At 74.7% G+C, this 24,672-nt stretch carries 26 protein-coding genes, 1 tRNA gene and 1 pseudogene; 19 read left to right on the top strand and 9 right to left on the bottom strand.

The window, feature by feature from the left end; genetic code table 11:
• Positions 1 to 1,639: pseudogene (locus EV189_RS13755) on the bottom strand (hypothetical protein); the annotation flags it as partial.
• Positions 1,640 to 2,060: 421 nt separating this feature from the next.
• Here EV189_RS13755 and EV189_RS20995 point away from each other — a divergent pair.
• Both EV189_RS20995 and EV189_RS13745 read left to right on the top strand, forming a co-directional pair.
• Complete coding sequence (locus tag EV189_RS20995) at positions 2,061 to 2,624, top strand: serine O-acetyltransferase (RefSeq protein ID WP_130493496.1); 564 nt, start codon at positions 2,061 to 2,063, stop codon at positions 2,622 to 2,624.
• Between the two features lie 62 nt (positions 2,625 to 2,686).
• Positions 2,687 to 3,172, top strand: coding sequence for a serine acetyltransferase (locus EV189_RS13745; protein WP_130493495.1), 486 nt, complete (start codon positions 2,687 to 2,689; stop codon positions 3,170 to 3,172).
• On the opposite strand, the gene EV189_RS13740 is transcribed toward EV189_RS13745, so the two are convergent.
• Positions 3,162 to 4,319 (bottom strand): hypothetical protein, encoded by a 1,158-nt coding sequence (locus EV189_RS13740; protein ID WP_165400296.1) that lies wholly within the window; start codon positions 4,317 to 4,319, stop codon positions 3,162 to 3,164. The genes EV189_RS13745 and EV189_RS13740 overlap by 11 nt on opposite strands.
• Positions 4,320 to 4,610: 291 nt before the next feature.
• Between EV189_RS13740 and EV189_RS13735 the strand changes: the two genes are divergently transcribed.
• The 4 genes from EV189_RS13735 to EV189_RS13720 are packed head-to-tail and all read left to right on the top strand — an operon-like array spanning position 4,611 to position 8,774.
• Complete coding sequence (locus EV189_RS13735; RefSeq protein ID WP_130493493.1) at positions 4,611 to 5,897, top strand: TolB family protein; 1,287 nt, start codon at positions 4,611 to 4,613, stop codon at positions 5,895 to 5,897.
• Positions 5,898 to 5,935: 38 nt separating this feature from the next.
• On the top strand, positions 5,936 to 7,228 hold the full coding sequence (locus EV189_RS13730; RefSeq protein ID WP_130493492.1) for a TolB family protein: 1,293 nt from the start codon (positions 5,936 to 5,938) through the stop codon (positions 7,226 to 7,228).
• 32 nt (positions 7,229 to 7,260) lie between these two features.
• A complete protein-coding gene (locus EV189_RS13725) occupies positions 7,261 to 7,896 on the top strand; it encodes a hypothetical protein (RefSeq protein WP_130493491.1) in 636 nt (211 codons plus the stop codon).
• Positions 7,893 to 8,774, top strand: coding sequence for a MazG family protein (locus tag EV189_RS13720; RefSeq protein ID WP_130493490.1), 882 nt, complete (start codon positions 7,893 to 7,895; stop codon positions 8,772 to 8,774). The genes EV189_RS13725 and EV189_RS13720 overlap by 4 nt, the downstream gene beginning before the upstream one ends.
• On the opposite strand, the gene EV189_RS13715 is transcribed toward EV189_RS13720, so the two are convergent.
• Complete coding sequence (locus EV189_RS13715) at positions 8,761 to 9,738, bottom strand: hypothetical protein (RefSeq protein WP_130493489.1); 978 nt, start codon at positions 9,736 to 9,738, stop codon at positions 8,761 to 8,763. The genes EV189_RS13720 and EV189_RS13715 overlap by 14 nt on opposite strands.
• Before the next feature lie 191 nt (positions 9,739 to 9,929).
• Here EV189_RS13715 and eno point away from each other — a divergent pair, with 191 nt between their 5' ends.
• From eno to EV189_RS13700, 3 genes are read left to right on the top strand one after another with little or no spacing between them, the layout of a single operon-like run.
• Entirely contained in the window at positions 9,930 to 11,210 is a 1,281-nt protein-coding gene (gene eno / locus EV189_RS13710) for a phosphopyruvate hydratase (protein WP_130493488.1), read from the top strand.
• Between the two features lie 29 nt (positions 11,211 to 11,239).
• A complete protein-coding gene (locus EV189_RS13705) occupies positions 11,240 to 11,749 on the top strand; it encodes an FtsB family cell division protein (protein ID WP_165400295.1) in 510 nt (169 codons plus the stop codon).
• A complete protein-coding gene (locus tag EV189_RS13700; protein ID WP_231116374.1) occupies positions 11,746 to 12,264 on the top strand; it encodes a DUF501 domain-containing protein in 519 nt (172 codons plus the stop codon). Before EV189_RS13705 ends, EV189_RS13700 begins: the two co-directional genes overlap by 4 nt.
• 242 nt (positions 12,265 to 12,506) lie before the next feature.
• On the opposite strand, the gene EV189_RS13695 is transcribed toward EV189_RS13700, so the two are convergent.
• Together EV189_RS13695 and EV189_RS13690 are read right to left on the bottom strand one after the other, a co-directional pair.
• Positions 12,507 to 12,704, bottom strand: a complete 198-nt coding sequence (locus EV189_RS13695; RefSeq protein ID WP_130493485.1) for a hypothetical protein — start codon at positions 12,702 to 12,704, stop codon at positions 12,507 to 12,509.
• Positions 12,705 to 12,767: 63 nt separating this feature from the next.
• Entirely contained in the window at positions 12,768 to 13,223 is a 456-nt protein-coding gene (locus tag EV189_RS13690; protein WP_130493484.1) for a hypothetical protein, read from the bottom strand.
• Between the two features lie 28 nt (positions 13,224 to 13,251).
• Between EV189_RS13690 and EV189_RS13685 the strand changes: the two genes are divergently transcribed.
• The 3 genes from EV189_RS13685 to EV189_RS20250 all read left to right on the top strand — a co-directional run bounded on the left by EV189_RS13685 (position 13,252) and on the right by EV189_RS20250 (position 14,689).
• Positions 13,252 to 13,389 carry an LPXTG cell wall anchor domain-containing protein gene (locus EV189_RS13685; RefSeq protein WP_130493483.1) on the top strand — a complete coding sequence of 46 codons (138 nt, stop codon included), beginning with the start codon at positions 13,252 to 13,254 and terminating at the stop codon, positions 13,387 to 13,389.
• 31 nt (positions 13,390 to 13,420) lie between these two features.
• Positions 13,421 to 14,353, top strand: coding sequence for a Ppx/GppA phosphatase family protein (locus EV189_RS13680; protein WP_130493482.1), 933 nt, complete (start codon positions 13,421 to 13,423; stop codon positions 14,351 to 14,353).
• Positions 14,354 to 14,440: 87 nt separating this feature from the next.
• A complete protein-coding gene (locus EV189_RS20250; RefSeq protein ID WP_165400294.1) occupies positions 14,441 to 14,689 on the top strand; it encodes a hypothetical protein in 249 nt (82 codons plus the stop codon).
• Positions 14,690 to 14,710: 21 nt separating this feature from the next.
• Here the strand turns inward: EV189_RS20250 and EV189_RS13670 are convergent, their stop codons facing one another.
• Entirely contained in the window at positions 14,711 to 15,190 is a 480-nt protein-coding gene (locus tag EV189_RS13670) for an acyltransferase (RefSeq protein ID WP_130493481.1), read from the bottom strand.
• Positions 15,191 to 15,230: 40 nt separating this feature from the next.
• Here EV189_RS13670 and EV189_RS13665 point away from each other — a divergent pair, with 40 nt between their 5' ends.
• The 7 genes from EV189_RS13665 (at position 15,231) to EV189_RS13635 (ending at position 22,222) form a co-directional block, all read left to right on the top strand.
• A complete protein-coding gene (locus EV189_RS13665) occupies positions 15,231 to 16,130 on the top strand; it encodes a uracil-DNA glycosylase (RefSeq protein WP_130493480.1) in 900 nt (299 codons plus the stop codon).
• Positions 16,127 to 17,530 (top strand): NAD(P)/FAD-dependent oxidoreductase, encoded by a 1,404-nt coding sequence (locus EV189_RS13660; RefSeq protein ID WP_130493479.1) that lies wholly within the window; start codon positions 16,127 to 16,129, stop codon positions 17,528 to 17,530. The genes EV189_RS13665 and EV189_RS13660 overlap by 4 nt, the downstream gene beginning before the upstream one ends.
• Position 17,531: 1 nt before the next feature.
• The gene (locus EV189_RS13655; RefSeq protein ID WP_130493478.1) at positions 17,532 to 18,050 is read left to right on the top strand and encodes a glycine cleavage system protein R; all 519 of its coding nucleotides are present in this window, start codon (positions 17,532 to 17,534) and stop codon (positions 18,048 to 18,050) included.
• A gap of 9 nt (positions 18,051 to 18,059) precedes the next feature.
• The gene (locus tag EV189_RS13650; RefSeq protein WP_130493477.1) at positions 18,060 to 18,608 is read left to right on the top strand and encodes a peptide deformylase; all 549 of its coding nucleotides are present in this window, start codon (positions 18,060 to 18,062) and stop codon (positions 18,606 to 18,608) included.
• A 142-nt stretch (positions 18,609 to 18,750) separates the two neighbouring features.
• Positions 18,751 to 20,613 (top strand): MGDG synthase family glycosyltransferase, encoded by a 1,863-nt coding sequence (locus EV189_RS13645; RefSeq protein WP_130493476.1) that lies wholly within the window; start codon positions 18,751 to 18,753, stop codon positions 20,611 to 20,613.
• Complete coding sequence (locus tag EV189_RS13640) at positions 20,601 to 21,353, top strand: polysaccharide deacetylase family protein (protein WP_231116373.1); 753 nt, start codon at positions 20,601 to 20,603, stop codon at positions 21,351 to 21,353. The genes EV189_RS13645 and EV189_RS13640 overlap by 13 nt, the downstream gene beginning before the upstream one ends.
• 11 nt (positions 21,354 to 21,364) lie before the next feature.
• Positions 21,365 to 22,222, top strand: coding sequence for a hypothetical protein (locus tag EV189_RS13635; protein ID WP_130493475.1), 858 nt, complete (start codon positions 21,365 to 21,367; stop codon positions 22,220 to 22,222).
• A 15-nt stretch (positions 22,223 to 22,237) separates the two neighbouring features.
• On the opposite strand, the gene EV189_RS13630 is transcribed toward EV189_RS13635, so the two are convergent.
• From EV189_RS13630 to EV189_RS13620, 3 genes are all read right to left on the bottom strand, one after another.
• Positions 22,238 to 22,311 (bottom strand) — tRNA-Leu (locus EV189_RS13630).
• A 53-nt stretch (positions 22,312 to 22,364) separates the two neighbouring features.
• Positions 22,365 to 23,399, bottom strand: a complete 1,035-nt coding sequence (locus tag EV189_RS13625; protein ID WP_130493474.1) for an aldo/keto reductase — start codon at positions 23,397 to 23,399, stop codon at positions 22,365 to 22,367.
• A 46-nt stretch (positions 23,400 to 23,445) separates the two neighbouring features.
• Positions 23,446 to 24,585 carry a TolB-like translocation protein gene (locus EV189_RS13620; RefSeq protein ID WP_130493473.1) on the bottom strand — a complete coding sequence of 380 codons (1,140 nt, stop codon included), beginning with the start codon at positions 24,583 to 24,585 and terminating at the stop codon, positions 23,446 to 23,448.
• Between the last annotated feature and the right edge of the window lie 87 nt (positions 24,586 to 24,672).

Raw genomic sequence — 24,672 nt, 5'->3', positions numbered from 1 at the left:
TGTGCGGGGTCTGGGTGAAGGTGCCGGTGCCGGTGGTGTCGGTGGTGGTGGTGGCGATGGTGGTCCAGCCGGTGCTGGTCTGCTGCTGGAGCTGCATCGGGATGCCGGCGGGGGTGAGGGCGTTGGCGACGGTGCCGGTGAAGGTCACGGGGTCGCCGTCGACGGCAGCCGTGCTGCTGACGGCCGAGCTGAGGACCACCTTGGGCCGTACCGCCACCGTCGTCGTCGCACCGCTGGTCAGAGCGGCTTGCGTCGCCGTCGCCGTGGTGACGATGCGGTAGGTCGCGCTGGTGTGGGGGGTCAGCACCCACACGACCGAGCCAGCCGCGTCCGTGATGCCGGACGCGACGGGAGTCCACCCGCCTCCGCTCTGCTGCTGGAGGGTCGCCGTGACGCCCGACAGCGTCGGCAGGTTGTGCACCACTCCCTGGAAGACGACAGGGTCGGTGTCCATGACCGTCGAGACGTTCGCCGAGACGGCGACGGACGGGTCGGTGGCAGAGGTCGGGGCCGTGGGCGGCGGGGCAGGGGCGCCGGCAGGTGCCGGAGGGGCCGCGTCGAGCGCGGGGTACGCACCGGCCGCCGGCTCGGGGAAGCCCGTCCCGGAGTCCATGCCGAGGACCTGCAGCTCCATCGCCGGCTCGGAGGCGAGCCCGTACCAGGGGTTGGGGCCGTCGTACTGGAAGTCGGCGGTGTAGTTGGCCTCGATCGTCGAGAGCTGGCTCTGCGCGGCGACCTCGAGGTCCGACCGGCCGCCCCGCCCGGCGAGGATCCCGAGAGCTGGGGTGATGAAGTACCGCCAGTGCGTGCCCGTGTGGCGAGTCCCGTTGCTCGTGTCCAGCTGCCACGTGCTCTGGTCAGTGCGCTGCAGCAGCTGGTTCGTCAGCAGGTTGAGCAGCCGCAGCACCCGGGGGCTGCCGGTGAACAGGTACAGCGCAGACAAGAAGTCGTCCTGCACCATGGTGTACTCGCCGTCGAAGCCGGTGCCTCCCGCTCCCTGCTCGGCGAAGAAGCCCGCGCCGTCCGAGCCGTCGGCGCGCGTGGGCGGAGTGGTCAGGATGAGGCCGGTGCCGGGCCAGACGGTCTGGTTGGACGTGACCGCGAAGGAGAGCGCCGTCCACGTGGCGTCTGCGTACTTCTGGTTCCCCGTCATGCGGTACGCGGCGGCCATGACGGCCGCATTGCCGAGGTTGATGTTGCCGTTGGTGTACCAGCGCAGGTTGCCGTTCTTCACCAGGTAGTCCGCCGCACCGGCGACAGCAGCAGTCCACGAGGCCTTGTGCGCGTCGTCGAGGGATGACTGCATGGCGAGGTACGCCTGCGCGATGCTCACGCAGATGAAGGTGGTGTTGACCTCACTGCCCGAGGTGGTCACGGACGTGCCGAAGGAGCCGTCGCTCAGACGGTGGTCGCGGATCATGGCATCGACTGAGTCGACCGCCAGCTGGCGCTGAGCGGCACTGCCGCCGGCGACAGCCCCGGCGACACCCGGACCCATCAGGACGCGCCAGACGTCCGAGACCGCGGTCGGCACGTTCCAGGACCCGTCCGCGTACCAGTTGTCGTCCTTGTCGTCGACCTTCGCCACCAGCCTGTCCACCTCGCTGCTGACGAGCGTGCGGAGGCGAGCGTCCGCCACGCTCCGGAAGCTCGAAGCGTCGGCATGGGCAGGCAGGGGCAGGGCGAGGACGGAGAAGCAGGCAGCGGCGGCGATGCCCTTGATCAGGCGACGGGGAGCGGTGCGGGTGGTCCTGGGGAGCATGACCTATGTCTCGGTCTCATCGGATGCTCATCTGGAGCCCGACCGCCACTCCAGAGCCATCTCCACCCGTCTGGGCGCGTCCATCCTCACGCGTGACACTCGGTGACGAGCGGGGCGTAGCGGGAGGATCGCGGCCAAGGGGACGCGGGACCCGAGCCTCCTCGTCCGGGACGTACTTCTCCTCGGGGGCGCAACCGCGCTAGGTTGGACAGGTCCCCAACGTGGTGGTGCGCGCGCCGGCCCGCCCGGCGCGTGCTTCGGCCCATCGGACGTGACGGGAAGGGACCAGAGCGTGCGCATGACGACCGCTGACGCAGTGGCGCTCCTCCGAGCGGATCTCGCCGCCTACCGGGAGGACGCCGACCGACCTCCCCGGACGGCGATCGACCAGGTCGTGCGCGTCGTGCTGCTGCAACGTCTGCAGGCCGTCGCGCTCTTCCGTCTCGCGCAGTTCGTCTTCCCCCGCTCCGCTGTCTTGGCGTACCTCATCAAGGCGGTCAACGTCGCCCTCACCGGTGCGGACGTGTCGCACGAGGCGGCGGTGGGTCCTGGGCTGCAGCTCTACCACCCGACAGGGGTCGTCATAGGTCCGCGGGCCCGCATCGGCTCGAGGTGCCGGATCATGGCGGGGGTCGTGTTCGGACACGGTCGCGGAGGTTCTCCGCGGGTTGGCGACGACGTCTTCATCGGGTCCCACGCCGTGCTCGTCGGAGGGATATCAGTGGGTGACCGTGCGTCGATCGGCGCGCAGGCCGTCGTCACCGTCGACGTGCCTGCTGGCGGCGCGGCGCGCGCTCCCCGCAGCGAGATCAAGGGCCCTCGCGAGCCCGCGGTGCTGGACCTCGACAAGGTCGCGCAGTGATCGGGCGGTGGCAGGACCTGCGTGAGCACGTGCAAGCCGATCTCGGGCGGTACCGCGGCAACGTGCTCCGCACGCTGGTGACCGAGCCGCAGACCAGGTGGCTCGTGCGCCTGAGGGTGACCGAGTGGTGGTGCAACACCCGCCGTTCCCCCCTGGGACGTGCCGTGGGCGTCCTGCTCCGGCTGCGCTTCATCGCGCACAGCCGTCGCATGGGGTACACGATCCCCTTGAACATCGTCGATGCAGGACTCCGCCTCCCGCACTACGGCACCATCGCCGTCAGCGGCGGGGCGCGAGTCGGGCGGAACTGCCAGATCCTCCACGGGGTGACCCTGGCCGGCACGGCCAAGGGGGCGCCCGTGCTGGAGGACGACGTCTTCGTTGGCCCCGGAGCCACGGTGCTCGGACCGGTGCGGGTCGGCGCAGGGGCCCTCATCGGAGCGAACTCGCTCGTGACCAAGGACGTTCCTGCGGGAGCGACGGTGCTCGCGTCGCCTGCCGAGCCGCGGGTCCTGGACCTGCGCCGGGCCCCTGCCGTCAGCTCCTGACAGGTCGGACGCGGCGCAGCGCGGTGCTTCCCGCAGTGGTCGCCGGAGGAGCGGGGAACCCCGGGGCGAGCCGTGCGACCAGGAGCTGCAGCTCCAGCGCCGGCTGCGAGGACAGCCCGTACCAGCCGTTCGGGCCGTCGTACTGGATGGGCATGGTGTAGTTCTCGTGGACGGCTCGGGTGAACTGGGCCTGCGCGCGGCTCTGCAGATCAGGACGGCCGCCGCGCCATGCCATGAGGGCCAAGGCAGGCGTCGTGAAGAAGCGCCAGTCTCTGCCCGTGTGCCTGCTGCCGCCGCTCGTGTCGAGGTGCCAGTCGCCCACGTCGACCCGCGACATCATCTGGTTCACCAGCAGGTTCACGAGTCGGAGCACCTCAGGTCGACCGCTGAAGAGGTAGAGCTTGGACAGGAAGTCCGCCTGCACGGTGGTGTACTCCGGGTCGTAGCCCGTCCCGCCGGCACCGGTCTCGGCGAAGTAGCCCCTGCCGTCCGCCCCGTCGCCACGTCGTGGAGCCTGCGTGAGGATGAGCCCCGCGCCAGGCCACCTAGACTGGTCGGGAGCGACCGCGTAGGACAGAGCGGTCCACGTGTCCTGCGCGTACTCGGCGCGACCGCTCAGCCGGTAGGCCGCAGCCATGACGGCCGCGTTGCCGATGTTGATGTTGCCGTTCGTGTACCAGTGCAGGTTCCCGTTGCGGACGAGGAAGTCCGCCGCGCCGGTGACGCTGTCGCGCCACCGCAGGGCAGTGGCCGCGTCGAGCCCCGGGCCCAGCGCGAGGTAGGCCTGCGCGATGGTGGTGGACAGGAAGACCGTGTCGACGTCCCCCGACGACGCGGCGATCGAGGTGCTGAAAGCGCCGTTCGGCAGGCGGTACTTGCGGATGGTGGCGTCCACTCCCGCGATGGCGAGGCGCCGCAGCGCCGTCGCTCTCGCCCCGGTCGTCCGCGAGCTGGCGACGGCTGCGGCTACCGCGACCCCCAGTGACGCACGGCTGCTCGCCAGGACGGCAGTCGGTGCGGTCCAGGTCCCGTTGGCGTACCAGTCGGTGTCGCTCGCGGACGTCCTCCTGGTGAGGTCGTCGACCTGACCGAGCAGCAGGTCCTCGAGTTGTCGTGCCAGAGCCGTCTGCGCGGTCGGAGCCGCCACCGCGGCGGCGCGTGTCCTCGCCGAGGTCGTACCTGCCTCAGCGGGGAAGGAAGGGCTCGAGAGAGCAGCCGCTGTCGCGAGCAGGCAGATGAGGGGCGAGCGGAAGCGGACTGCCATGCCGCACACGTCGTCCCGTTGGCCGGGCGCTGTAGCCGCGTCACCCGGCTGCCGACCTGGACCACCCACCCGGCCCAGCGGGACGACCGTGCCGAGAGGCACAGCGCCCTGTTGTCATGACGCCCTGCCGCCCCCTAGGTTCGAACCGACGCCAGTCCATCTGAGGGGGCACCCGTGGTGCGCAGCAGGATCGTCGCCGGCGCAACGACTGCAGGTCTGCTCCTTCCCGCCGCGCTCACGGCGGCAGCATCCCCGGCTGGTGCCGCCGTGCGCACCTCGGTCATCGGCAACGGTCCCGCCTCCGAGGCGGTGACGACGGGCCGCGGGCGCGACGTCGCGTTCACGAGCGAGGCCAGCAACCTGGTCCCGGGCGACCTCAACGGCCGCAGCGACGTCTTCGTCCGCGGCCTGAAGAGCGGGAAGACCCTGCTGGTCAGCGCCTCGACCACGGGAGGGACGGCGCACGGCACGTCGTTCGAGCCCTCGATCTCCGACGACGGCCGCTACGTCGCCTTCAGCTCCACGGCGCCGGACCTCGTCTCCGGCCAGACGACCCCCAGCAGCAACCAGCCCTTCGGCGTCTTCGTGCGGGACACGGTGCTGGGCACCACCCGGCAGGTCCCGCTCCCGCCGTACACCGGCTCCGTGGACTACGGCGACCCGTTCCCTCACCTGTCCGGGGACGGCCGCTACGTCGCCTTCACCGCGCAGTCCGACGACTTCCCGGAGGAGCCCTTCTACCCGGTCCAGGTCTACCGCTACGACCTCGCGACCGGGGAGCTCCGGCTGGTCAGCGCGTCCAGCGCAGGGGTCCCTGGGGATGACGGCTCCCGGGTCGGGGACATCAGCGCGGACGGCCGCTACGTCGCCTTCGAGACCCTCGCGAACACGTTCGGCGGTGGGCAGTGGCGGATCGTGCGCAAGGACATGGTCACCGGCGCCCTGGTCCAGCTGGGCTTCAGCCCGCAGGAGACGAACCCGCTCGGGACCGCCTCCTCGGCCATCGACCTCGACGGCAAGGGCGACACCGTGGCGTACTGGCGGCGGGTGTTCGCCTACGAGGACGGGCCGCCGTTCCGCTCGCCGGTCGTCGTGAGGGACGTGGCCAGCGGGAGGGAGCGGTCGTTCGGGCTGCCGGCGGACCCCACGGCGAGCGGGGATGCGAACCACCCGGCGCTCTCCGAGCACGCCACGGCAGTGGTCTACGACTCCAGCACGCCGGGGCTGACGGCGGACGACCCCGACGGTGAGGGGCGGGACGTGTTCCTCACGACCCTCGGAGCGGGCGGCAGCACCACCCTGGTCGCGGCGGGAGCGGACCGCCCCGACATCTCCGGCAACGCCGCCTACGTCACCTTCCAGACCTACGCCGCCCTCGTGCCGCAGGACACGAACGCCACCTCGGACATCTACCGCAAGGACCTCGCCACGGGGGCTGTCGACCTCGTGAGCGTGGGCTGACGCCACCCCCTCGCAGTCCCACCGCCCCGGAGGTCCCCGTGCGCTCGAAGCGGCTCGCCGTCGTCACCGCCATCGCCGTGCTGGCCCCCGCCGGCCTGCTCGCCGCGCCCAGCGCCGCGGCCGCCGACCGGACGCCGGTCGTGGGGAACGGCCCGTCTTACCAGGCGCTGACGACGGGCCGCGGGCGCGACGTCGTGTTCTCCAGCGAGGCCACGAACCTGGTCCCGGACGACCGCAACGGCGCGACCGACGTCTTCCTCCGCAACGTCAAGGCGGGGAGGACGCTGCTCGTGAGCGCGTCGGTGCACGGGGGGACGGGGAACGGGCTGTCGTACGACCCGTCGGTGTCCGACGACGGTCGCTACGTCGCCTTCTCGTCGTCCGCGACAGACCTCGTCCCGGGGGACGTACGGCCGCCTGACGACCCGCTCGTCGGGAACTTCGTGCGCGACACGGTGCTCGGCACGACGCGGCGTATCCCCTTCCCGACGCCCAGCGGCACGCCCCTCGAGACCGCCGCTTCCCACCCGCGCATCTCCGGGGACGGCCGCTACGTCGCGTTCACGGCGGACTCGGCCGAGTTCACCTCCACGCCCTTCTACCCCGAGCAGGTCTACCGCGTCGACCTGCAGACCGGTGAGCGGCGACTGGTCAGTGCGACGAGCTCCGGGGCGCCCGGCGACGACGGTTCGCGCGTCAGCGACATCAGCGCGGACGGCCGGTACGTCGTCTTCGAGACGGTCGCGGCCGCGTTCGGCGCCCGGAGCCTGAGCGACTGGCAGATCGTCCGCAAGGACATGGTGACCGGAGCCGTGGTCACCGTCGGGTCGAGCCCCTTCGAGCTGTCGCCCTACTCCGCCGGGCCCACCGGCGCGGTGGTCGACGCCGGGGGCGGAACCGTGGCGTACGAGCGGCGCATGTACGAGCCGGAGGACGGGCCGCCGTGGCGGACGCCCGTCGTCGTCCGCGACGTCGCTCCCGGGACGGACCGCCTGCTCGGCCTGCCCCCCGACCCCGACGGCAACGGCTCCGCGCTGCACCCGTCGCTCTCGGAGCACGGCCGCGAGGTGGTCTACGACTCCACCACCCCCGGCCTCACCCCGGACGACCCGGACGGGGCGGGCACCGACGTCTTCCTCACCAGCCTCGCGCCGGGCGGAGGGACACGGCTCGTCGCAGCGGACGCAGAGCTCCCGGACATCTCTGGCAACGCGGCGTACGTCATCTTCCGCACCCGCGACGCCCTCGTGCCGAGCGACACCAACGGCACGTACGACTTCTACCGCAAGGACCTCGCGACCGGCGCGGTCGACCTCGTGAGCGTCGGCTGACCCGCCGCGCGGACGGCGGATACGGTGGGCGCGTGCAGATCCCCGTCCGGTCGGCATCGGCGCTGACCCTCACCGTCCTGCTCGCCCTCGGTGCCGCGGGCTGCGACCCGTCACGACCCGGTGCCGCCGCCGTCGTGGGCGGGACCCGCATCTCCGCAGCCTCGATCTCGAGGCAGGTCTCCGACCTCGAGGCGGAGTCGCCTGGGGCCACGGGGTCGGACGCGGTGCAGAAGACCCTGGAGTACGCCGTCCAGCGCGTCCTCTTCGAGCAGGTCGCGGCGCGACAGCACCCGGCCGTGACCGTGAGCCAGGGCGACCTCGACGCGCTGCGCGCCCAGGCGGTGGCCCAGCTCGGCGGCGAGCAGCAGCTCCAGCAGACGCTGCTGCAGCAGGACGTGCCGAGATCGGGCACGGACGACTACCTGCGGCTGGTCGTCCTGTCGCAGAAGGTCGGCGCCGTGCTCGTGCCCGGCGGTGCGGAGGTGGCCGACCAGCGCGACGCCGCCATCAGCAAGGCCCTCCAGGAGCAGGCGGTCCGCTCGGGCATCCACGTCAGCCCGCGCTTCGGGAGGTGGGACCCGCGCAGCGGGATCGTGCCCCTCGCCAGCGGGGGGCTCGCGACCCCGGCCGCGGGCTCCGGCGCGGGAACCGGCTCCAGCGCGGGATGACCGAGCTCGTCGCCGTCCTGGTCTCGCGACGGGTCGCCCCCGGTCTGCTCACCGCCGAGGCCTGGGACGCGCTGCGCGCCGCGTCCGCGGTGGCGTTCCACCCCTCGGCCGCCCCGCACGTGCCCGCCCTGCGGGCGGCCGGTCTGGCGGTGGAGGAGTCCGTCGACGCACCGGGCGACGGCGCCTGGGTCGTGGACGGGGAGGTCGCTGCGGCCGTGCCGGACGGGTCCGCGGTCGTCGTGGGAGCCGTCGAGCTGCCGGGCTCGCGGCTGCTCGACCTCGTCGCGCTGATGGACCGGCTCCGCAGTCCCGGGGGCTGCCCCTGGGACGCCGAGCAGACGCACGAGAGCCTCGTGCAGTACCTCGTGGAGGAGACCTACGAGGTCATCGAGGCCATCGAGCAGGGGTCAGCGACCGACCTGCGCGAGGAGCTCGGCGACCTCCTGCTGCAGGTCGTCTTCCATGCGCGCATCGCCGAGGAGCGGACCGAGGAGGAGCGCTTCGGCATCGACGAGGTCGCCACCGGCATCACGGACAAGCTCGTCCGCCGGCACCCCCACGTCTTCGCCGGGACCCCGTCCGACGCGCACACGGAGCGGGGTTGGGACGCGATCAAGCGGCAGGAGAAGGGGAGGGCGTCGGCGGTCGACGGCGTGCCCATGGGGCAGCCGGCGCTCGCCCTCGCGGCCAAGGTCCTCGGCCGGGTCGACCGCGCCGGGCTCGACGTCCCGGTGCAGGGGGACGACCCGGGCGACGACCTGCTGCGCACCGTCGCCCGGCTGCGCGCCGACGGGGTCGACCCGGAGGCGACGCTCCGCGCGGCCGTGCGGCGCTACGCCGCCACCGTCCGCTCCGCTGAGGGCGCTAGCGGACCGTGAGGACGCGGACGGGGCTCGTCGTCCGCGTGCCGGCCACCCGCCACTGGTAGCTCGCGGTCACCGCGGGGACGAGCCGCACCGAGACGCTCCCCGTCTGGTCCGGGCGCAGGGTCCGCAGCCGGTGCCACGACCCCGTCGTCCGGGTCCACAGCTCCAGCCGCGCCGAGGTGACCGCGCCCGCGGTCGCGCGGGCGCGGGCGCGGAGGACGACGGCGGACCCCCTGGTCGTCCGCCGCGGGAACGCGTCGACGAGGATGCTCGCCCCGGGCGCAGCGGCGGCCCGGACCGCGGGCAGCGCGGCTCGGCAGGCGGTCGCGCTGGCGAAGGAGCGGAAGGCCTGCCACCCCGTACTCGCGCAGTCCGCTGCCACGGCGGAGCGGACGAAGACCTGCAGCAGCCCGTAGTTGTCGCCCGGGATGCTGTCTTGGATGCGCAGGGCGAGCCGGTGGCCGCTCCCGGCGAGCGCGTACCGGTAGGCGTGGTCGGGGCTCGGGCGGCTGCCGACCGCGGTCAGCAGGGCCGGGTGCTGGAACCCCGCTCCGGCGTCGACCTGCAGCCCCTCCCGTGCCGGCAGCGCGACCGGGAACTGCGGGCAGGCGTAGGGCACCCCGAACGTCCACTCCGCGTCGGAGCCCGCGTACGCCTGGCGGACGGAAGGCGAGCTGGGGGCCTGCGCGCTCCTGTCGGGGTGGCCGCAGACCGTGCCGTGCCGCCAGAAGTCCGCGCCCCACTTGGAGTACGTCCCGCGCACGACCACCACGGCGTACTCGCCGGTGGCCCAGGTGCGCGCCGTCCGGACTGCCGGCACGGGCGCCGTCGCCGTCCCCCCGGCCGAGGTGTCGAGCCAGAGGGTCTCCGGCTTGGCGACGGGCGGGGCAGCGGCGCCCGCCGGCGCGGCGGGCAGCACCGCGAGGGCCGCACCGAGCACGGCGACGGCGAGACTCCCAGCGCGTACGCGCTCCATGCATCCTCCTGGTCGGCGTCGAGACGCAGAGTCTGCCCATTCTCGAGCACGCGCGAGGGCGCTTCGACCACACCGGCGGCGACTCCGTCCCCTCGTCCGCCGGTAGGCTCTAGCCGCATCCCCTCCGTCAACGTCGCCCGGGGCATGCGCCCCGGACCCGTCAAGCGACAGCCAACGATGAGGAGTACGACGTGGCGAGCATCGACGCCGTAGGAGCGCGGGAGATCCTCGACTCGCGAGGCAACCCGACCGTCGAGGTCGAGGTCGCCCTCGACGACGGCACCATCACCCGCGCCGCGGTGCCGAGCGGCGCCTCGACCGGTGCCTTCGAGGCCGTCGAGCTGCGTGACGGCGAGTCGCGCTACGGCGGCAAGGGCGTCGAGAAGGCCGTCACCGCGGTCCTCGACGAGATCGGCCCCGAGCTGCTCGGGATCGACGCCAGCGAGCAGCGGATCATCGACCAGACGATGATCGACCTCGACGGCACGCCCAACAAGGCCCGACTCGGCGCCAACGCGATCCTCGGCGTCTCCCTCGCGGTGGCGAAGGCCGCTGCGGAGTCCGCGTCGCTGCCGCTGTTCCGCTACCTCGGCGGCCCGAACGCCCACGTGCTGCCCGTGCCGATGATGAACATCCTCAACGGCGGTGCGCACGCGGACACCGGCGTCGACATCCAGGAGTTCATGGTCGCGCCGCTCGGTGCGCCGACGTTCCGCGAGGCGCTGCGCTGGGGCGCGGAGGTCTACCACTCGCTGAAGTCCGTGCTCAAGGCCGAGGGCTACGCGACCGGCCTCGGCGACGAGGGCGGCTTCGCCCCCGACCTGCCCAACAACCGCGCCGCGCTCGACCTCATCGCGCGCGCCGTCGACAAGGCGGGCTTCACGCTCGGCACCGACGTGGCGCTCGCGCTCGACGTCGCGGCGACCGAGTTCTTCGCAGACGGCACGTACTCCTTCGAGGGCAAGAAGCTCTCGTCGCAGGAGCTCACGGCCTACTACGCGGAGCTCGTCGCGGCGTACCCCCTCGTCTCGATCGAGGACCCGCTGTCCGAGGACGACTGGGACGGCTGGAACGCCCTGACCGTCGAGCTCGGCGGCAAGGTGCAGATCGTCGGCGACGACCTGTTCGTCACCAACCCCGAGCGCCTCGGCCGCGGCATCGCCGCAGGCACGGCCAACGCGCTGCTCGTCAAGGTCAACCAGATCGGCACGCTGACCGAGACCCTCGACGCGGTGTCGCTCGCGCAGCGCGCCGGCTACCGCGCGATGCTCTCGCACCGCTCGGGCGAGACCGAGGACACGACGATCGCGGACCTCGCGGTCGCCACGGACTGCGGCCAGATCAAGACCGGTGCCCCGGCCCGCTCGGAGCGCGTGGCCAAGTACAACCAGCTGCTCCGCATCGAGGAGGAGCTCGACGACGCGGCGGTCTACGCCGGTCGCTCGTCCTTCCCGCGCGCGGCGCAGGGCTAGATCCCCTGCCCCTGAGGCAGACTGCTGCCGTGACTGCACGCCGGACCCCTGCTCGCGCCGCTCGCCAGCGGCCGGGCTCGGGTCCGGCGCGCGGCCCGGTGGCGCGTCCCGCCGCCCGGCGTGACGCCCCTCCCGCCCGGCCGCGGCCCCGCGCCCTCGTGCCCCGCAGCGGGCTCACGACACGGGCCGCCGTGCTCGCCCTGGTCGTCTGCGTGCTCTCGCTGTCGCTGGCGTACCCCCTGCGCGAGTACCTCGCCCAGCGCTCGGAGATCGCGGCCCTGCGCACCAAGGTCGCCCAGCAGCACGCCGACCTCGACGTCCAGGTCGCCGACTACCAGCGCTGGCAGGACCCCGCCTTCATCGCCGCCCAGGCCCACGCCAGGCTGCACATGGTCTACCCCGGTGAGCGCCAGTACGTCGTGGTCGGCGCCCCGAGCAGCCGCTCCACCGCTCCCGCGCGCGCGACCGCCGTCTCGTCCGAGCGGCCGTGGTTCGGCAACGTCCTCGAGTCGGTCCGCGCCGCCGACACCGCCAAGTGACCTCGCCCGTCGACCCGCGCGACCTCGAGGCCGTCCGGCTCCAGCTGGGCCGCTCGCCCCGCGGCGTGCGCGCGGTCGCGCACCGCTGCCCCTGCGGCAACCCCGACGTCGTCGAGACCGAGCCTCGGCTGCCGGACGGCACGCCGTTCCCGACGCTCTACTACCTCACCTGCCCGCGGGCGACCGGCGCCACGAGCACGCTGGAGTCCGCCGGGACCATGCGTGAGATGACCGAGCGGCTGGTCGGGGACGAGGAGCTGCGGGCGGCGTACGCCGCTGCCCACGAGGACTACCTGGCTCGGCGGGCCGCGGTCGAGGACGTCCCCGAGATCGAGGGCGTCAGCGCGGGCGGCATGCCGGAGCGGGTCAAGTGCCTGCACGTCCTCGTCGGCCACGCGCTGGCGGCGGGGCCCGGCGTCAACCCGCTCGGCGACGAGGCGGTCGCCGCGCTGGGGGAGTGGTGGCGGGCGGGACCGTGCGTCACACGTACGGGTGGTGCTGGCCCGTCCCTGTAGATTCCGGCATGCCCCCGGATGTTCCGGGGCACGTCGACACGAACCACGCATCCTGGAGGTCCTGTGAGCCGGAGCCGCCCGCGGCCGCTGTCCGCTGCCGCCCCGGCCCTGCTCCTCGCCCTCGTGGGTGCGGCAGCCGGTGCCTCCCCCGCGCTGGCCGCCGGGTCGTCGGCGCCGAGCGGCAGCGCCGCGGCCGCGCCGTCGCCGAGCGCGACCTGCTCGTACGGCCGTAGCGCCTTCAGCTACACCTTCGACGGAGCGTCCGGGACGGCGACGATCACGCCGAAGGCGGACGCCTGCCCCGACGCCCTCGCGACGCTCGTCTCGTACGTCCGCGACGCGCCTCCGGCGCAGTACCCGCAGACCCGCTTCGACGTGGTGCGGGGGTTCGGGACGCTGCACGTGCGCGTCCCGGCGTGCGCGCAGGTGGACCTCGTCATGGGTCCCGCTCCTGAGCGGCTGACGTCCACCCTCTGGCCGGTCGGGACCTTCTACTTCATCGGCTACCTGTCCCCGCTGAGCACGTGCAGCACCACGCCGTCGGACAGCCCGACACCGACGTCCAGCCCCAGCCCGACGGGCACGTCGTCGAGCCCCTCGCCCACGTCCGCGAGCCCGAGCCCCACGACCAGCCCGAGCCCGACGACCACGTCGCCGAGCCCCTCGCCGTCGGAGCTGCTCCCGTCCGACGCGCCGTCGACGGGCTCCGCTTCGCCGACGGTCCCCTCCGGGGGGACGACGACCACCTCCCCCTCGTCGACGGCCCCTGCGTCCTCGCCCGCCGCTGCGCCGCCCGCTCCGTCGGGCACTCCCACCCCCCGGACCCCCGGTGACGTCGTGCCACCGACCACCCCTCCGGCGGCGTCCTCGCCCGCTCCGTCCGCCCGGCCCACCGAGAGCGCGGCCGGTGACTCGCCCGCAGCCTCACCGACCCGGCCGTCCTCCAGCCCCTCCGCCACCGAGAGCACGGCGCCCGACGCGCCGACCGTGACGACGCCGGCCCGTCCGGTGCCCGGGGAGCTCGCCCACACCGGCGCCGGTCCCCTCGGCGCGCTCGCCGTGGTCGGGGCGGTCCTCCTCGCCCTCGGCACTGCCCTCGCCTCGGTGCGCCGCCGGCTGTCCTGACCCTGTCGGGGCCGCCCAGTAGGGTCGGGCCGTGACCTCCCGCCGCGTCGCCGCCATCGACTGCGGCACCAACTCCATCCGCCTGCTCGTCGCCGACGTCGACGCCGAGACCGGCACGCTCGTCGACGTCGACCGGCGCATGGAGGTCGTGCGGCTCGGCCAGGGCGTGGACCGTACGGGCCGCATCGCCCCCGAGGCGCTCGAGCGCACGCTCGCCGCGACGCGCACCTACGCGGAGGCGCTCCGCGAGCACGGCGCGACCGCGGTCCGGTTCGTCGCGACGTCGGCCAGCCGCGACGCCGAGAACCGGCAGGACTTCGTCGACGGCGTCCGCGACGTCCTCGGCGTCGAGCCCGAGGTGGTGACGGGCGAGGAGGAGGCAGCCTTGAGCTTCGCCGGCGCCACCCGTGAGCTGACGGCGGCGGGCGTGCCGGGCCCGTACCTCGTGGTCGACATCGGCGGCGGCTCCACGGAGTTCGTGCTGGGCGACGCCTCGGGCGTCCGCGCAGCGCGCTCGGTCGACGTGGGCTGCGTGCGGCTGACCGAGCGGCACGTGCGCCACGACCCTCCGACCACGGACGAGGTGGCCGCGGTCCGCGCCGACGCCGAGGCCGCCGTCTCGGCCGCCGGAGCCGAGGTGCCGCTGCGCGAGGCGCGCACGCTGGTCGCGGTCGCCGGCACCGCGACCACGGTGGCCGCGATGGCGCTGGACCTGCCGCGCTACGACTCCGCGCTCATCCACCGCAGCCGCATCGCCGCCGACGACGTCCGCGACGTGACGTCGCGGCTGCTGCTCGCGCCGGCGGCGGAGCGTGCGGCCCTGCCGTTCATGCACCCGGGGCGCGTCGATGTCATCGGTGCCGGCGCGCTGGTGCTGCAGACCGTCGTGGACCGGCTCGCGGTGACCGAGGTCGTCATCAGCGAGCACGACATCCTCGACGGCATCGCCTGGAGCATCGGCTGAACCTCGGCTGAGCCGGCTGACCGGGGGACTGGAGGCCGCCGCAGGGGGCAGAACCCCCTCGACGGCCCCACCGAGCAGGAGGACACCATGACGGTCACTCCCGACGAGCCCACCGGCTCCACCACGGACGACGAGGGCGTGGGTCTCATCGCGCCGGCGATCTCCGGCGGCAGCTCCAGCGGCACGGGGCCCGGCGTGGTCCCGGTGGCGCCCATCGTCGAGGGCGGTGGCGAGGGCGTGCGGGACGACGACCCGGACGACGAGGCCTTCCGCAGCGGCGAGACCGAGGTCGGCGGCAGCGACGGCCCCGTCGGCGGGACGCCCGGCCCTGCCTGAGCGCGCTCGAGCCGGCTCGGGTCAGAGGTCGCGGGTCCGGGCGGCGGGGACGCCGGCGTACAGGCCGTCGGGCTCGGTCGAGCGCGTCACGACCGCTCCGGCCGCGATGACGCAGCCCGGCGCGACCGTGACGCCGGGCAGGACCACGGCCCCCGCTCCGATCCACGAGCCGCGCCCCACCCGCACCGGAGCGCGGCGCAGGTCGCCGGCGCGCTGGTCCGGGCCGGCGATCTCGTGCGTGGTGCCGAGCAGGCGGACCCCGGGAGCGAGGTAGACCTGGTCCTCGACCACGACTGACCCCTCGAGGTAGCACTGGGCGTTGACGTACGCGCGGTCGCCGATCTGGACGTCGCCGTAGACGAGGCAGCCGGGGCCGACCCGCGTGCCCGCGCCGACCTGCACCCCGAGGGCGACCAGTGCGCGGCGCCGCTGCTCCATCGACACCGGGAGGACCGGCATGACGTTCTGCAGGAGCCACTTGCGACCCGAACTCGTGCGCATGCCCGTCCCCTCGCCCCGTCCGTCCTGGCAGGACTAGACCATGGTTCCGCCGCCGGCAGGGGGGCCGGGCCCGGCCCTGCCCGGTGAGCGGCACCCCTTCGTCCCGCCCGGCTCCGGCTGGCCCGGCGACCCCGCCACGCCGTCGACCCCCGTCGCGCGCGACGCCGACGAGGTCCTCGAGCTCGCGCGCACGGACGACCTCGCCGAGCTCGACGCCCGGGTCAGCGTGTGCCGCGCCTGCCCGCGCCTCGTCGCCTGGCGCGAGGAGACCGCGCTCGCCCGCCGCCGCGCGTACGCCGACCAGGCCTACTGGGGCCGGCCCATCGCCGGCTGGGGCGACCCCGCGCCGCGGCTGCTGGTCGTCGGGCTGGCGCCCGCGGCCCACGGCGGGAACCGCACGGGCCGGATCTTCACCGGCGACGCCAGCGGGGACTTCCTGTTCGCGGCGCTGCACCGCGCGGGTCTCGCCGCGCTGCCGACGAGCCTCGCGGCGGGGGACGGGCAGCGCCTGCTCGGCGTGCGGATGCTCGCCGCCGTGCGCTGCGCACCGCCCGACAACAAGCCGACGCCGGGGGAGCGGGACACGTGCGCGCCGTGGCTCGACCGCGAGCTCGAGCTCGCCACAGCGAGCGCCTCCGTCGCCGTGGCCCTGGGCGGCTTCGCCTGGCAGGCGCTGCTGGCGGCGCTGGCGCGGTCGGGGGCCGCAGTGCCCCGGCCCGCGCCACGCTTCGGCCACGGAACCGAGGTGCGCGTCGGCTCGTTGACCGTGGTGGGCAGCTACCACCCGAGCCAGCAGAACACCTTCACCGGCAGGCTGACCCCGAGCATGATGGACGCGGTCCTCGGGCGCGCGGCGCAGCTCGCCGGGCTGCCGCTCGCGGCCGTCGCGGACGAGCCCGTTTCGGCTGCGTCGGTCCGCTCCGATACCCTGCTCCCATGACCGTTCGACCGGAGACCTCGGGCCGACCGCGCATCGTGATCGTGGGCGGCGGCTACGTCGGCATGTACACGGCGCTGCGCCTGCAGAAGAAGCTGCGCAGCGACGAGGCCGAGGTCGTCGTCATCGACTCCCGGTCCTACATGACCTACCAGCCGTTCCTCCCCGAGGCCGCTGCGGGCAACATCGAGCCGCGCCACATCGTGGTGCCGCTGCGCCGCGTGCTGCCGAGCGCGAAGATCGTGACCGGTGACGTCACCGGGATCGAGCACGGCCGCAAGGTCGTCAAGGTCAAGCCCCACGACGGCGAGCCGATCGAGCTCTCCTACGACCACATCGTGGTCGCGCTCGGCTCGGTCGCGCGCATCCTGCCGATCCCGGGCCTCGCCGAGCAGGGCATCGGCTTCAAGCGCGTCGAGGAGGCGATCTTCCTCCGCAACCACGTGATCGACCAGCTCGACCTCGCCGAGTCCAGCACGGACCCGGAGCTGCGCAAGCGCGCGCTCACCTTCTGCTTCGTCGGCGGCGGCTACGCCGGCATCGAGGCGTTCGCCGAGCTCGAGGACATGGTCCGCTACGCGACCCGCCTCTACGAGACGATCACCCCGCAGGACCTGCGCTGGGTGCTCGTCGAGGCCGCCGACCGGATCCTCCCCGAGGTGGGCCCGGAGATGGGCGTCTGGACGCTCGACTCTCTGCGCGCCCGCGGCTCGGAGATCAAGCTCAAGACGTTCCTCAACTCGTGCGTCGACGGGCACGTCGTGCTCTCCGACGGCACCGAGTTCGACACCAACACGGTCGTCTGGACCGCCGGCGTCAAGGCCAACCCGGTCCTCGGCACGAGCGACCTGCCGCTCGACGAGCGCGGCCGCCTCAAGTGCACCGCCGAGCTCGCGGTCGACGGCGCCGACGGCGCCTGGGGCGCGGGCGACTGCGCCGGCGTCCCCGACCTCACCAAGGGCCCGGGCGAGTTCTGCAGCCCCAGCGCCCAGCACGCCGTGCGCCAGGCGCCGGTGCTCGCGGACAACATCGTGGCGACGCTGCGCGGCGAGCCGCTGAAGAAGTACGAGCACAAGTACGCCGGCTCCGTCGCGGGCCTCGGCCTGCGCAAGGGCGTGGCCAACGTCTACGGCGTCAAGCTCAAGGGCTGGCCGGCGTGGATGATGCACCGCGTCTACCACATGAGCCGCGTCCCCACGCTGCGCCGCAAGATCGAGGTCCAGCTGGACTGGGCGGCCGCGCTGCTCTTCCGCCGCGACGTGGTCTCGCTCGGCTCGCTGCAGCGCCCGCGCCGCGAGTTCATCGAGTACGCGCCGCGCCCCAAGGCCGACCCGGCCCCCGCCGCCGCCGACAAGCCCGAGCAGAAGGTCATCTCCGGCCCGGGCAAGGGCGCCGGCCAGTAGCGTGCCCCAGCTCGCCGTCACGGTCCTCGGCGAGGACCGGCCCGGCATCGTCGCCGAGACCACGCGCGCCCTCGCCGCGGTCGGGGGCAACCTCGAGGACTCGACGATGACGCTGCTGCGCGGCTCGTTCGCCATGGTGCTCGTCGTCACCGCGGAGGCCGGCGCCGCCGAGGTCGAGGCCGCGCTCGCGCCGCTCGCGGACGACGACCGGCTCGCCGTCAGCGTCCGCGAGGTCCACCCCTCCGCGGGGGAGCGGGCGGCGGGCAGCGCGTACCTCCTGTCCGTGCACGGCGGCGACCGCCCGGGCATCGTCTCCGCGCTCACCGGCGAGCTCGCCGCGGTCGGCGGCAACGTCACCGACCTCACCACGCGGCTGTCCGGCGAGCTCTACGTCCTGCTCGCCGAGGTCGACCTGCCGGAGGGCACGGACGTCCCCGCCCTCGAGGCGGCCGTCCGCAGCGCCGCGACGGGCCTCGGCGTCGACGCGACGCTGCGCCCGCTCGACGCCGACCTGCTCTAGGCCGCTTCCGTGACCAGCGCGACCAGCGGCAGCCTGCTGCCCGAGCTGCCCGGAGGGCGCGTCCTCCCCGTCGTCCGGGCCCCCGCCGCCGTGCTCTCGGCCCCCTCGCCCGAGGTGGACCCGCTCGACCCGGACGTCGTGCAGCTCGCCGCCGACCTGCTCGCGACGCAGCGGGTCTCGCCGGGGTGCGTGGGGCTGGCCGCCCCGCAGGTGGGCGTCGCCGCGCAGCTCTTCTCGCTCGACGTCACCGGGCACCCCAAGGCGCGGACCGTGCACGGCACCGTCGTCCTGGCCAACGCCCGCGTCGCGGAGGCCAGCCGGTGGGAGCGCGGGCGCGAGGGCTGCATGTCGGTGCCCGACCTGACCGGTGACGTCAAGCGCGCGGGCCGGCTCGTCGTCGTCGGGCGCGTGCCGGGGACGGGCGAGGAGCTGGTCGTCGACACCGACGCCTTCGAGGCCCGGGCCTACCAGCACGAGATCGACCACTGCGCCGGCCTGCTGTTCCTCGACCGGGTCGCCGGCGCGCACGCGCTGCACCAGCGGAAGACCTACCTGTGACCGGTCGCGCGCCGCTGCCGCGCGGCACCCGCGCGGTCTGGCATCGTGCTGCAGTGGTCCGCCCTCTGGGGGACGTGGACCAGGGTCGTCTCCTCCCCCAGCCCGACGACGGGCCCGGCGCGCCGGGTGGAGGCTACCGAGCGTGAGGACGACGACGCCCCGGCACCGCGCCCTGCCCGCACCCCGCCGCGCCCCGGACACGGCGGAGGCGACGGCTCCCGTCCACGCCGACACCCGGCCGGCGGTCCTGCTCGTGTCCGCGAGCATGGGCGCGGGGCACGACGGGGTGGCCTACGAGCTGGCCCGCCGCATGCAGGCGTCCGGCGCGCGGGCCGACGTCGTCGACTACCTCGACTTCCTGCCGCTGCGCCTCGGGCGGGTGGTCAAGCGGGCGTACCTCGCGCAGCTGCGCTACGCGCCGGAGACCTACGAGTGGCTCTACGCCAACCTCGACCGCAACCGCGCCATGGAGGCGGTGGCGGACGCGTTCGCCGGGCTCGCGCGGCGCCGCCTGCTGCGCGCCGTGCGCCGGGGCCGCTACGGGCTGGCGGTCGCGACGTACCCGCTCGCCGGGCAGGCGCTCGGCCGGCTGCGCCGCGAGGAGCGGCTCGACGTCCCCGCGCTGACCTTCCTCACGGACCCCGACGTCCACGAGATGTGGCTCGACGAGGGCACCGACGCGTACCTCGCGGTCTACACGAGCACCGCCGAGGAGGCGCTGCGGCGCGGCGCGCGCGCCGCGCTCGTCGTCGGTCCGGTCATCCCGCCGGTGCACGCCTCGCCGGTGACCGCGGCCGAGCGCGAGTGCGCGCGGCGCTCGCTCGGCCTGGCCGGCACCTCCGACCCCGTCGTCCTCGTCGTCGCCGGCTCCTGGGGCGCGGGTGACGTCGAGCGCACGGTCGCGGCCCTCGCCGACGGCGCCGCCGCCCGCGCCATCGTGCTCTGCGGTCGCAACGCCGAGCTGCGCGAGCGGCTCGAGGAGCGCACCGACGCCCTGTGCGTCGGCTGGACCGACGACGTACGCCGGCTGCTCGCCGCCTCCGACGTCGTCGTGCACAACGCCGGCGGCCTGTCGAGCCTCGAGGGCTTCGGTGCGGGGGTGCCCGTCATCGGCCACGCCTGCCTGCCCGGGCACGGGCGGCGCAACGCCGCGGTCATGCGCGACAACGGCGTCGCGGCGATGGCCGCCGACGACCGCGAGCTCGTCGGGCTCGTCCGCCGCTACGCGGGCACCGACGAGGGCCGTGCCATGTCGGGCCGGGCGCGGGCGCTGTTCCAGGCCGACCCGACCCCGCTGCTCCTCGAGCGCGCGCGGCCGGTGCCGCAGCGGCGTCGACTGGCGGCGGCTCCGCGCCGCGTGCCCCGTGCGGTGACGGCCACCGCGGTGCTGGCCGCGCTGGCCCTGCCGGTCAGCGGGCCGTCCTTCGCCTTCGCGGTCTCCGAGGCGGCGGAGCACGGGATCGGCGTGACCCGTCCGCCGCAGAGCACCGACGCGGTCTTCGTCGGCGCGCTGCTCGACGCCCGCGAGGTCGCGTCGCCGGAGGCCTCGGCCGCACTGGTGCGCCGGGGGATCAGTGCCGTGGTCCCGGGCGCCGTAGCCGCGGCAGCGCCCGACTCCGTGCGCCGCATGCGCGCGGACGGCGTCAGCATCCTCACGGGCCCGTGCCCGATGCGCGGCGGCCTCCACCTCATGGCCGACCGGCGCCGGGTCCTCGACAGCGCCCGGCTGGTCGCCAGCGCGAGCGGGCAGAGCCGCGCCCCCGTCGTCGTCCCTCCCGACAGCCCGCGCTCGGTGCTGCTGACGCGCACCGCGACGACCGTGGGCCTGGCCGACGCCGTCGTGCAGCCCGACGTCCTGCCGCGCCTGCGCGACGCCGAGGAGGTCGTGCTGGACCTCCGCGGCGTCGACCCGTCCGACGTCGACACGGACATCGCGGCCTTCGAGGCGGACGCCCGGGAGCAGGGCCTGGCCGTCAGGCCGTGGGGCGGGCTGTGGCGGCTCTGAGCCTGCTCCGCCGGAGGGGCGCGGCGCTCGCGCTGCCCGCCGCACTGGGGGCCGTGCAGGCCGCGCCGCTGCTGACCTTCGTCCCCCCGCTCAAGCCGCTGTGGCCGCGCGTCAACGGCGCGGGGAGGACCGACCACGTCGCCCTCACCTTCGACGACGGCCCCGACTCCGCGAGCACGCCCGCCTTCCTCGACCTGCTCGCCGAGCGGGGCGTCCGCGCGACCTTCTTCCTGCTGGGCACCATGGCCGTGCGCCACCCCGGGCTCGCCCGGCGCATCGTCGACGAGGGGCACGAGGTCGCGGTCCACTCGTGGGACCACCGCAACCACCTGCGCCACCTGCCCGGGCCGGCGACGCGCGAGCAGCTCGAGCGGACGGTCGACCTGCTCGAGGCGCAGACGGGCGTACGGCCCAGGTTCTTCCGCCCGCCGTACGGCGCGCTGACCGCCGCGGACCTCGTCGCCGCGCGCCAGCTCGGGCTGCAGACCGTCCTCTGGACGGCGTGGGGCCGCGACTGGGAGGAGCAGGCGACGCCCGAGTCGGTCGCGGCGCTCGTCGGGCGCGACCTGCGCGGCGGGGCGACCGTGCTGCTCCACGACTCCGACTGCACCTCCTCGCCGCTGTCCTGGCATGCCACGCTCGGCGCGGTGCCGCTGGTGCTCGACGCCTGCGAGCGGCTCGGGCTGGCCGTGGGCACCGTCGGCGAGCACGGCCTCACGCCTCCTCCGATCGCGGCCTGACGGGTCGCCCGGTGTCCGTCGCCCTCGCCGTCGGCTGCGCGGCTGGTTCTGCGGCGTGCTTCGGCCTCGCGAGCGCGCTCCAGCACGCGCAGGCCGGACTGGTGCAGAAGCGCGGGCCGCTCGACCCGGCCCTGCTCGGCAGCCTCGCCCGGCGTCCCGCGTGGCTCGCGTCCTGGCCGCTCGAGCTGACCGCGATCGTGCTCCAGGCCCTGGCGCTGCGCTGGGGTGCGGTGACGCTCGTGCAGGCCGTCATCGTCGCCGGCCTGCCGGTCGCCGTCGTGGTCGCCGCGCTGCTCGCCCGCCGGCGTCTCGCCCTCGCCGAGCTCATCGGGGTCGTGGCGTGCTGCGGCGGGATCCTGCTCGTGCTCGCGGGGCTGGCCCGGGTCTCCGCCCGCTCGGCCTCCCCCGATGCGCCGCCGAGCGCCGTCGCCGTCGTGGTCCTGGTGGCGCTCGGGGGTGCGCTGCTGGTCGCCGCCCGCGAGTGGACCCGCGGCGCGGGAGCGATGACGGGCGCCGCGGCCGGTGTCGCGGCCGGTGCGGCCGCCGTGCCGCTGGCCGTCGCCGTGCGCGGGCTGTCCGGCTCCGGGCTCGGGGTGCTGCTCGGCTGGTCGCCCTGGCTCGCGCTCGCCGCGGGGACTCTCGGGCTGCTGCTGAGCCAGGCGGCCTTCCAGCACGGGAGCATCGGCGCGCCGCTCGCGGCGCTGACCGTGGTGGAGCCCGTGGTCGGTGCCGTCCTGGCTGCGGCCCTGCTGCGCGCGCCGCTGGCGCACGGGGTGCACGGGTGGGCCGAGCTGGTCGCGGGCGCCGTCGTCGCGGCCGGTGGGGTCGTGCTGCTCGCCCCATCGGCAGCCGTGGAGACGCCGGTGTGACGAGTGCGAGCGGCGTACCCCCGGTGGGGTTCGAACCCACACTCGACGCTGTTTAAGAGCGCTGCCTCTGCCAGTTGGGCCACGGGGGCGTACGCGACCATCCTGCCGCGCACGCCCCCGCCGCTCCTAGCGAGCAGAGGACCTACCGGCCGCCTTCGATCTTGCGGCTGCGCTGCTGCACGCCCGGCACGCCGTACGGGTAGTCCGCCGCCCCCGGGTCACTCGCCTCGTCGAGCCGCGCGGTCTGCTCGGCGGAGAGGTGCAGGTCGGCCGCGCCGAGGTTGTCCTGCAGCTGCTCGAGGCTGCGCGCGCCGAGGATCGTGGACGTCACGGCGGGCCGGTCGGTCACCCACGACAGCGCGACCTGCGCCATGGACGCTCCGGTCTCCTCCGCCACCCCACGCACGGCCTCGACGACGTCCCACGTGCGCTGCTGCACGCTGCGCCGGGCGTACGACTCGACGCCCCGGTCGGGGTTCTCCCCGAGCCGGGTCGCGCCGGTCGGCGGGGTGTCGGGCTGGTACTTGCCGGTGAGCCAGCCGCCGCCGAGCGGCGACCACGGGAGCAGGCCGAGGCCGTTCTCCTGCGCGGCCGGCACGATCTCCCACTCGATCTCGCGGACGAGCAGGTTGTACTGCGGCTGCAGCGTCACCAGCGGCGCCCAGCCGCGGACGGCGACGATGTCGCAGGCCTTCTGCAGCTGCCAACCGGTGAAGTTCGAGACGCCGGGGTAGACGATCAGCCCGGCGCTGACGGCGTCGTCGAGGAAGCGCAGCGACTCCTCGACAGGCGTGTACGGGTCCCACGCGTGCAGCTGGTAGAGGTCGACGTGGTCGCGGCCGAGCCGGCGCAGCGACGCCTCGAGCGCGTGGCGCAGGTGCCGGCGCGAGGTGCCGAGGTCGTTGGGGCCCGAGCCCATGGGGAAGCGGCCCTTGGTCGCGAGCACGACCCGGTCGGTGACGTCGGCGGGTCGGGCGGCGTACCAGCGCCCGATGATCTCCTCCGAGACGCCGGCCGAGTAGACGTCGGCGGTGTCGACGAGCGTCCCGCCGGCCTCGACGAACGCGTCGAGCTGGGCGAAGGACACCTCCTCCGAGGACTCCGAGCCGAACGTCATGGTGCCGAGGGCGAGGTTCGAGACGGCCGCCCCGCTGGCGCCGAGAGTGCGGTACTGCATGTGCTGCTCCTTCGCATCGATGCGGTTCGAGCAGCCTAGGAACGGCTCAGGGCACGAGCACCGGCGGGTACGCCTCGGCCGTCCCCGGCAGCGCCGTCCCGCCCCGGCTGACGACCGCGAGGGCGAGCTCCTCGTCGTCCGTGCCGGGCTGGTCGCGCACGACGAGCCGGGTCCCGTCGGGCAGCGTACGGGCGGCGAGCGCGCCGCTCTCGACGCGGACCACGGCGTGACCGGGCTGCGCGGGGTCCCAGGTGTAGACGTCGGGGCCGACGAGCGGGCTGTGCGGGCACGGCGAGCCCGGGTCGCCGTTCGAGCCGGAGTTCTCCCAGCCGAACGTCAGCCGCCCGGTGGGAAGCCAGGAGACCTGCGTGGTGAAGACCTCGACACCGTGCCGCAGGGCGGCGGGGAGGTGCGGGGTGACCGTGCGGCCGGTGCGCAGGTCGAGCACCGTCGGCAGGTGCTCGTCGGCGCAGGCACCGCCGCGGAAGCCGTCGTCGTACGCCAGGTGCGTCCCGTCCGGAGAGAGCGCGGCCTGCCCGGCGCCCACGTTGCCCGCGGTCGTCGTGACGCGGTGGGCGCGGCCGGACCAGTCGACGGTCCAGACCTGCAGCGGACCGCCGTACGCGCTGACGCCCGCCGGGTCCGGCAGCAGCAGCACGACGCCGGAGCTGCGGACGCCGGCCAGCGTCCAGCCGACGGGGCGCTGGAAGGCCGGCTGGCGCGGCAGCCCGCGGACCGTCGCGAGCGAGGTGCGGCGGAGCGTCGCGTCGAAGCGCGCGACCCGGCCGGTGGACCCGTCGCTCGACAGCGTCAGCAGGCCCACGGTGCTGCGGTCGTCGACGGCCACGCCGACCTGGCAGGCGGGGCAGCCGGCGCGGGCGACGGTCGAGCGGGAGGGGACGTCGACGACCGCGAGCCAGAGCCGCGGCGAGTAGTCCCGGTCCTGGCCCTGCACGAGCAGGCGCGTCGGGCTGAGCCAGCCGACGGGGGAGCTGGGGTGGCGCCCCGCGGGGCCGGGCGGGGTGGGCAGGGCCACCGGACCGGAGGCGTCGGCGACGGCCACTACGCCGTACGCCATCGCCTGGTCGTGCCGGACGTACGCGACCGGCGTGCCGGACGGCGTCGCGGCGTGCGCAGGCGCGGCGGGGGTCACCAGCAGGGCGGCGAGCAGCAAGGTCCGGCGCATCGGGCATCTCCTCGGGCGTGGGGCGCGCGAGGCAGAGGATGGCAGGTGGCCGGCTGATACGTGCGGAACTAAGCGAGCCGGGTCTAG

This window comes from Motilibacter rhizosphaerae, from assembly GCF_004216915.1.
GTDB lineage: Bacteria > Actinomycetota > Actinomycetes > Motilibacterales > Motilibacteraceae > Motilibacter > Motilibacter rhizosphaerae.
The sequence above is the reverse complement of the archived record's forward strand: the minus strand, read 5'-3'. Positions and strand labels throughout refer to the sequence as shown.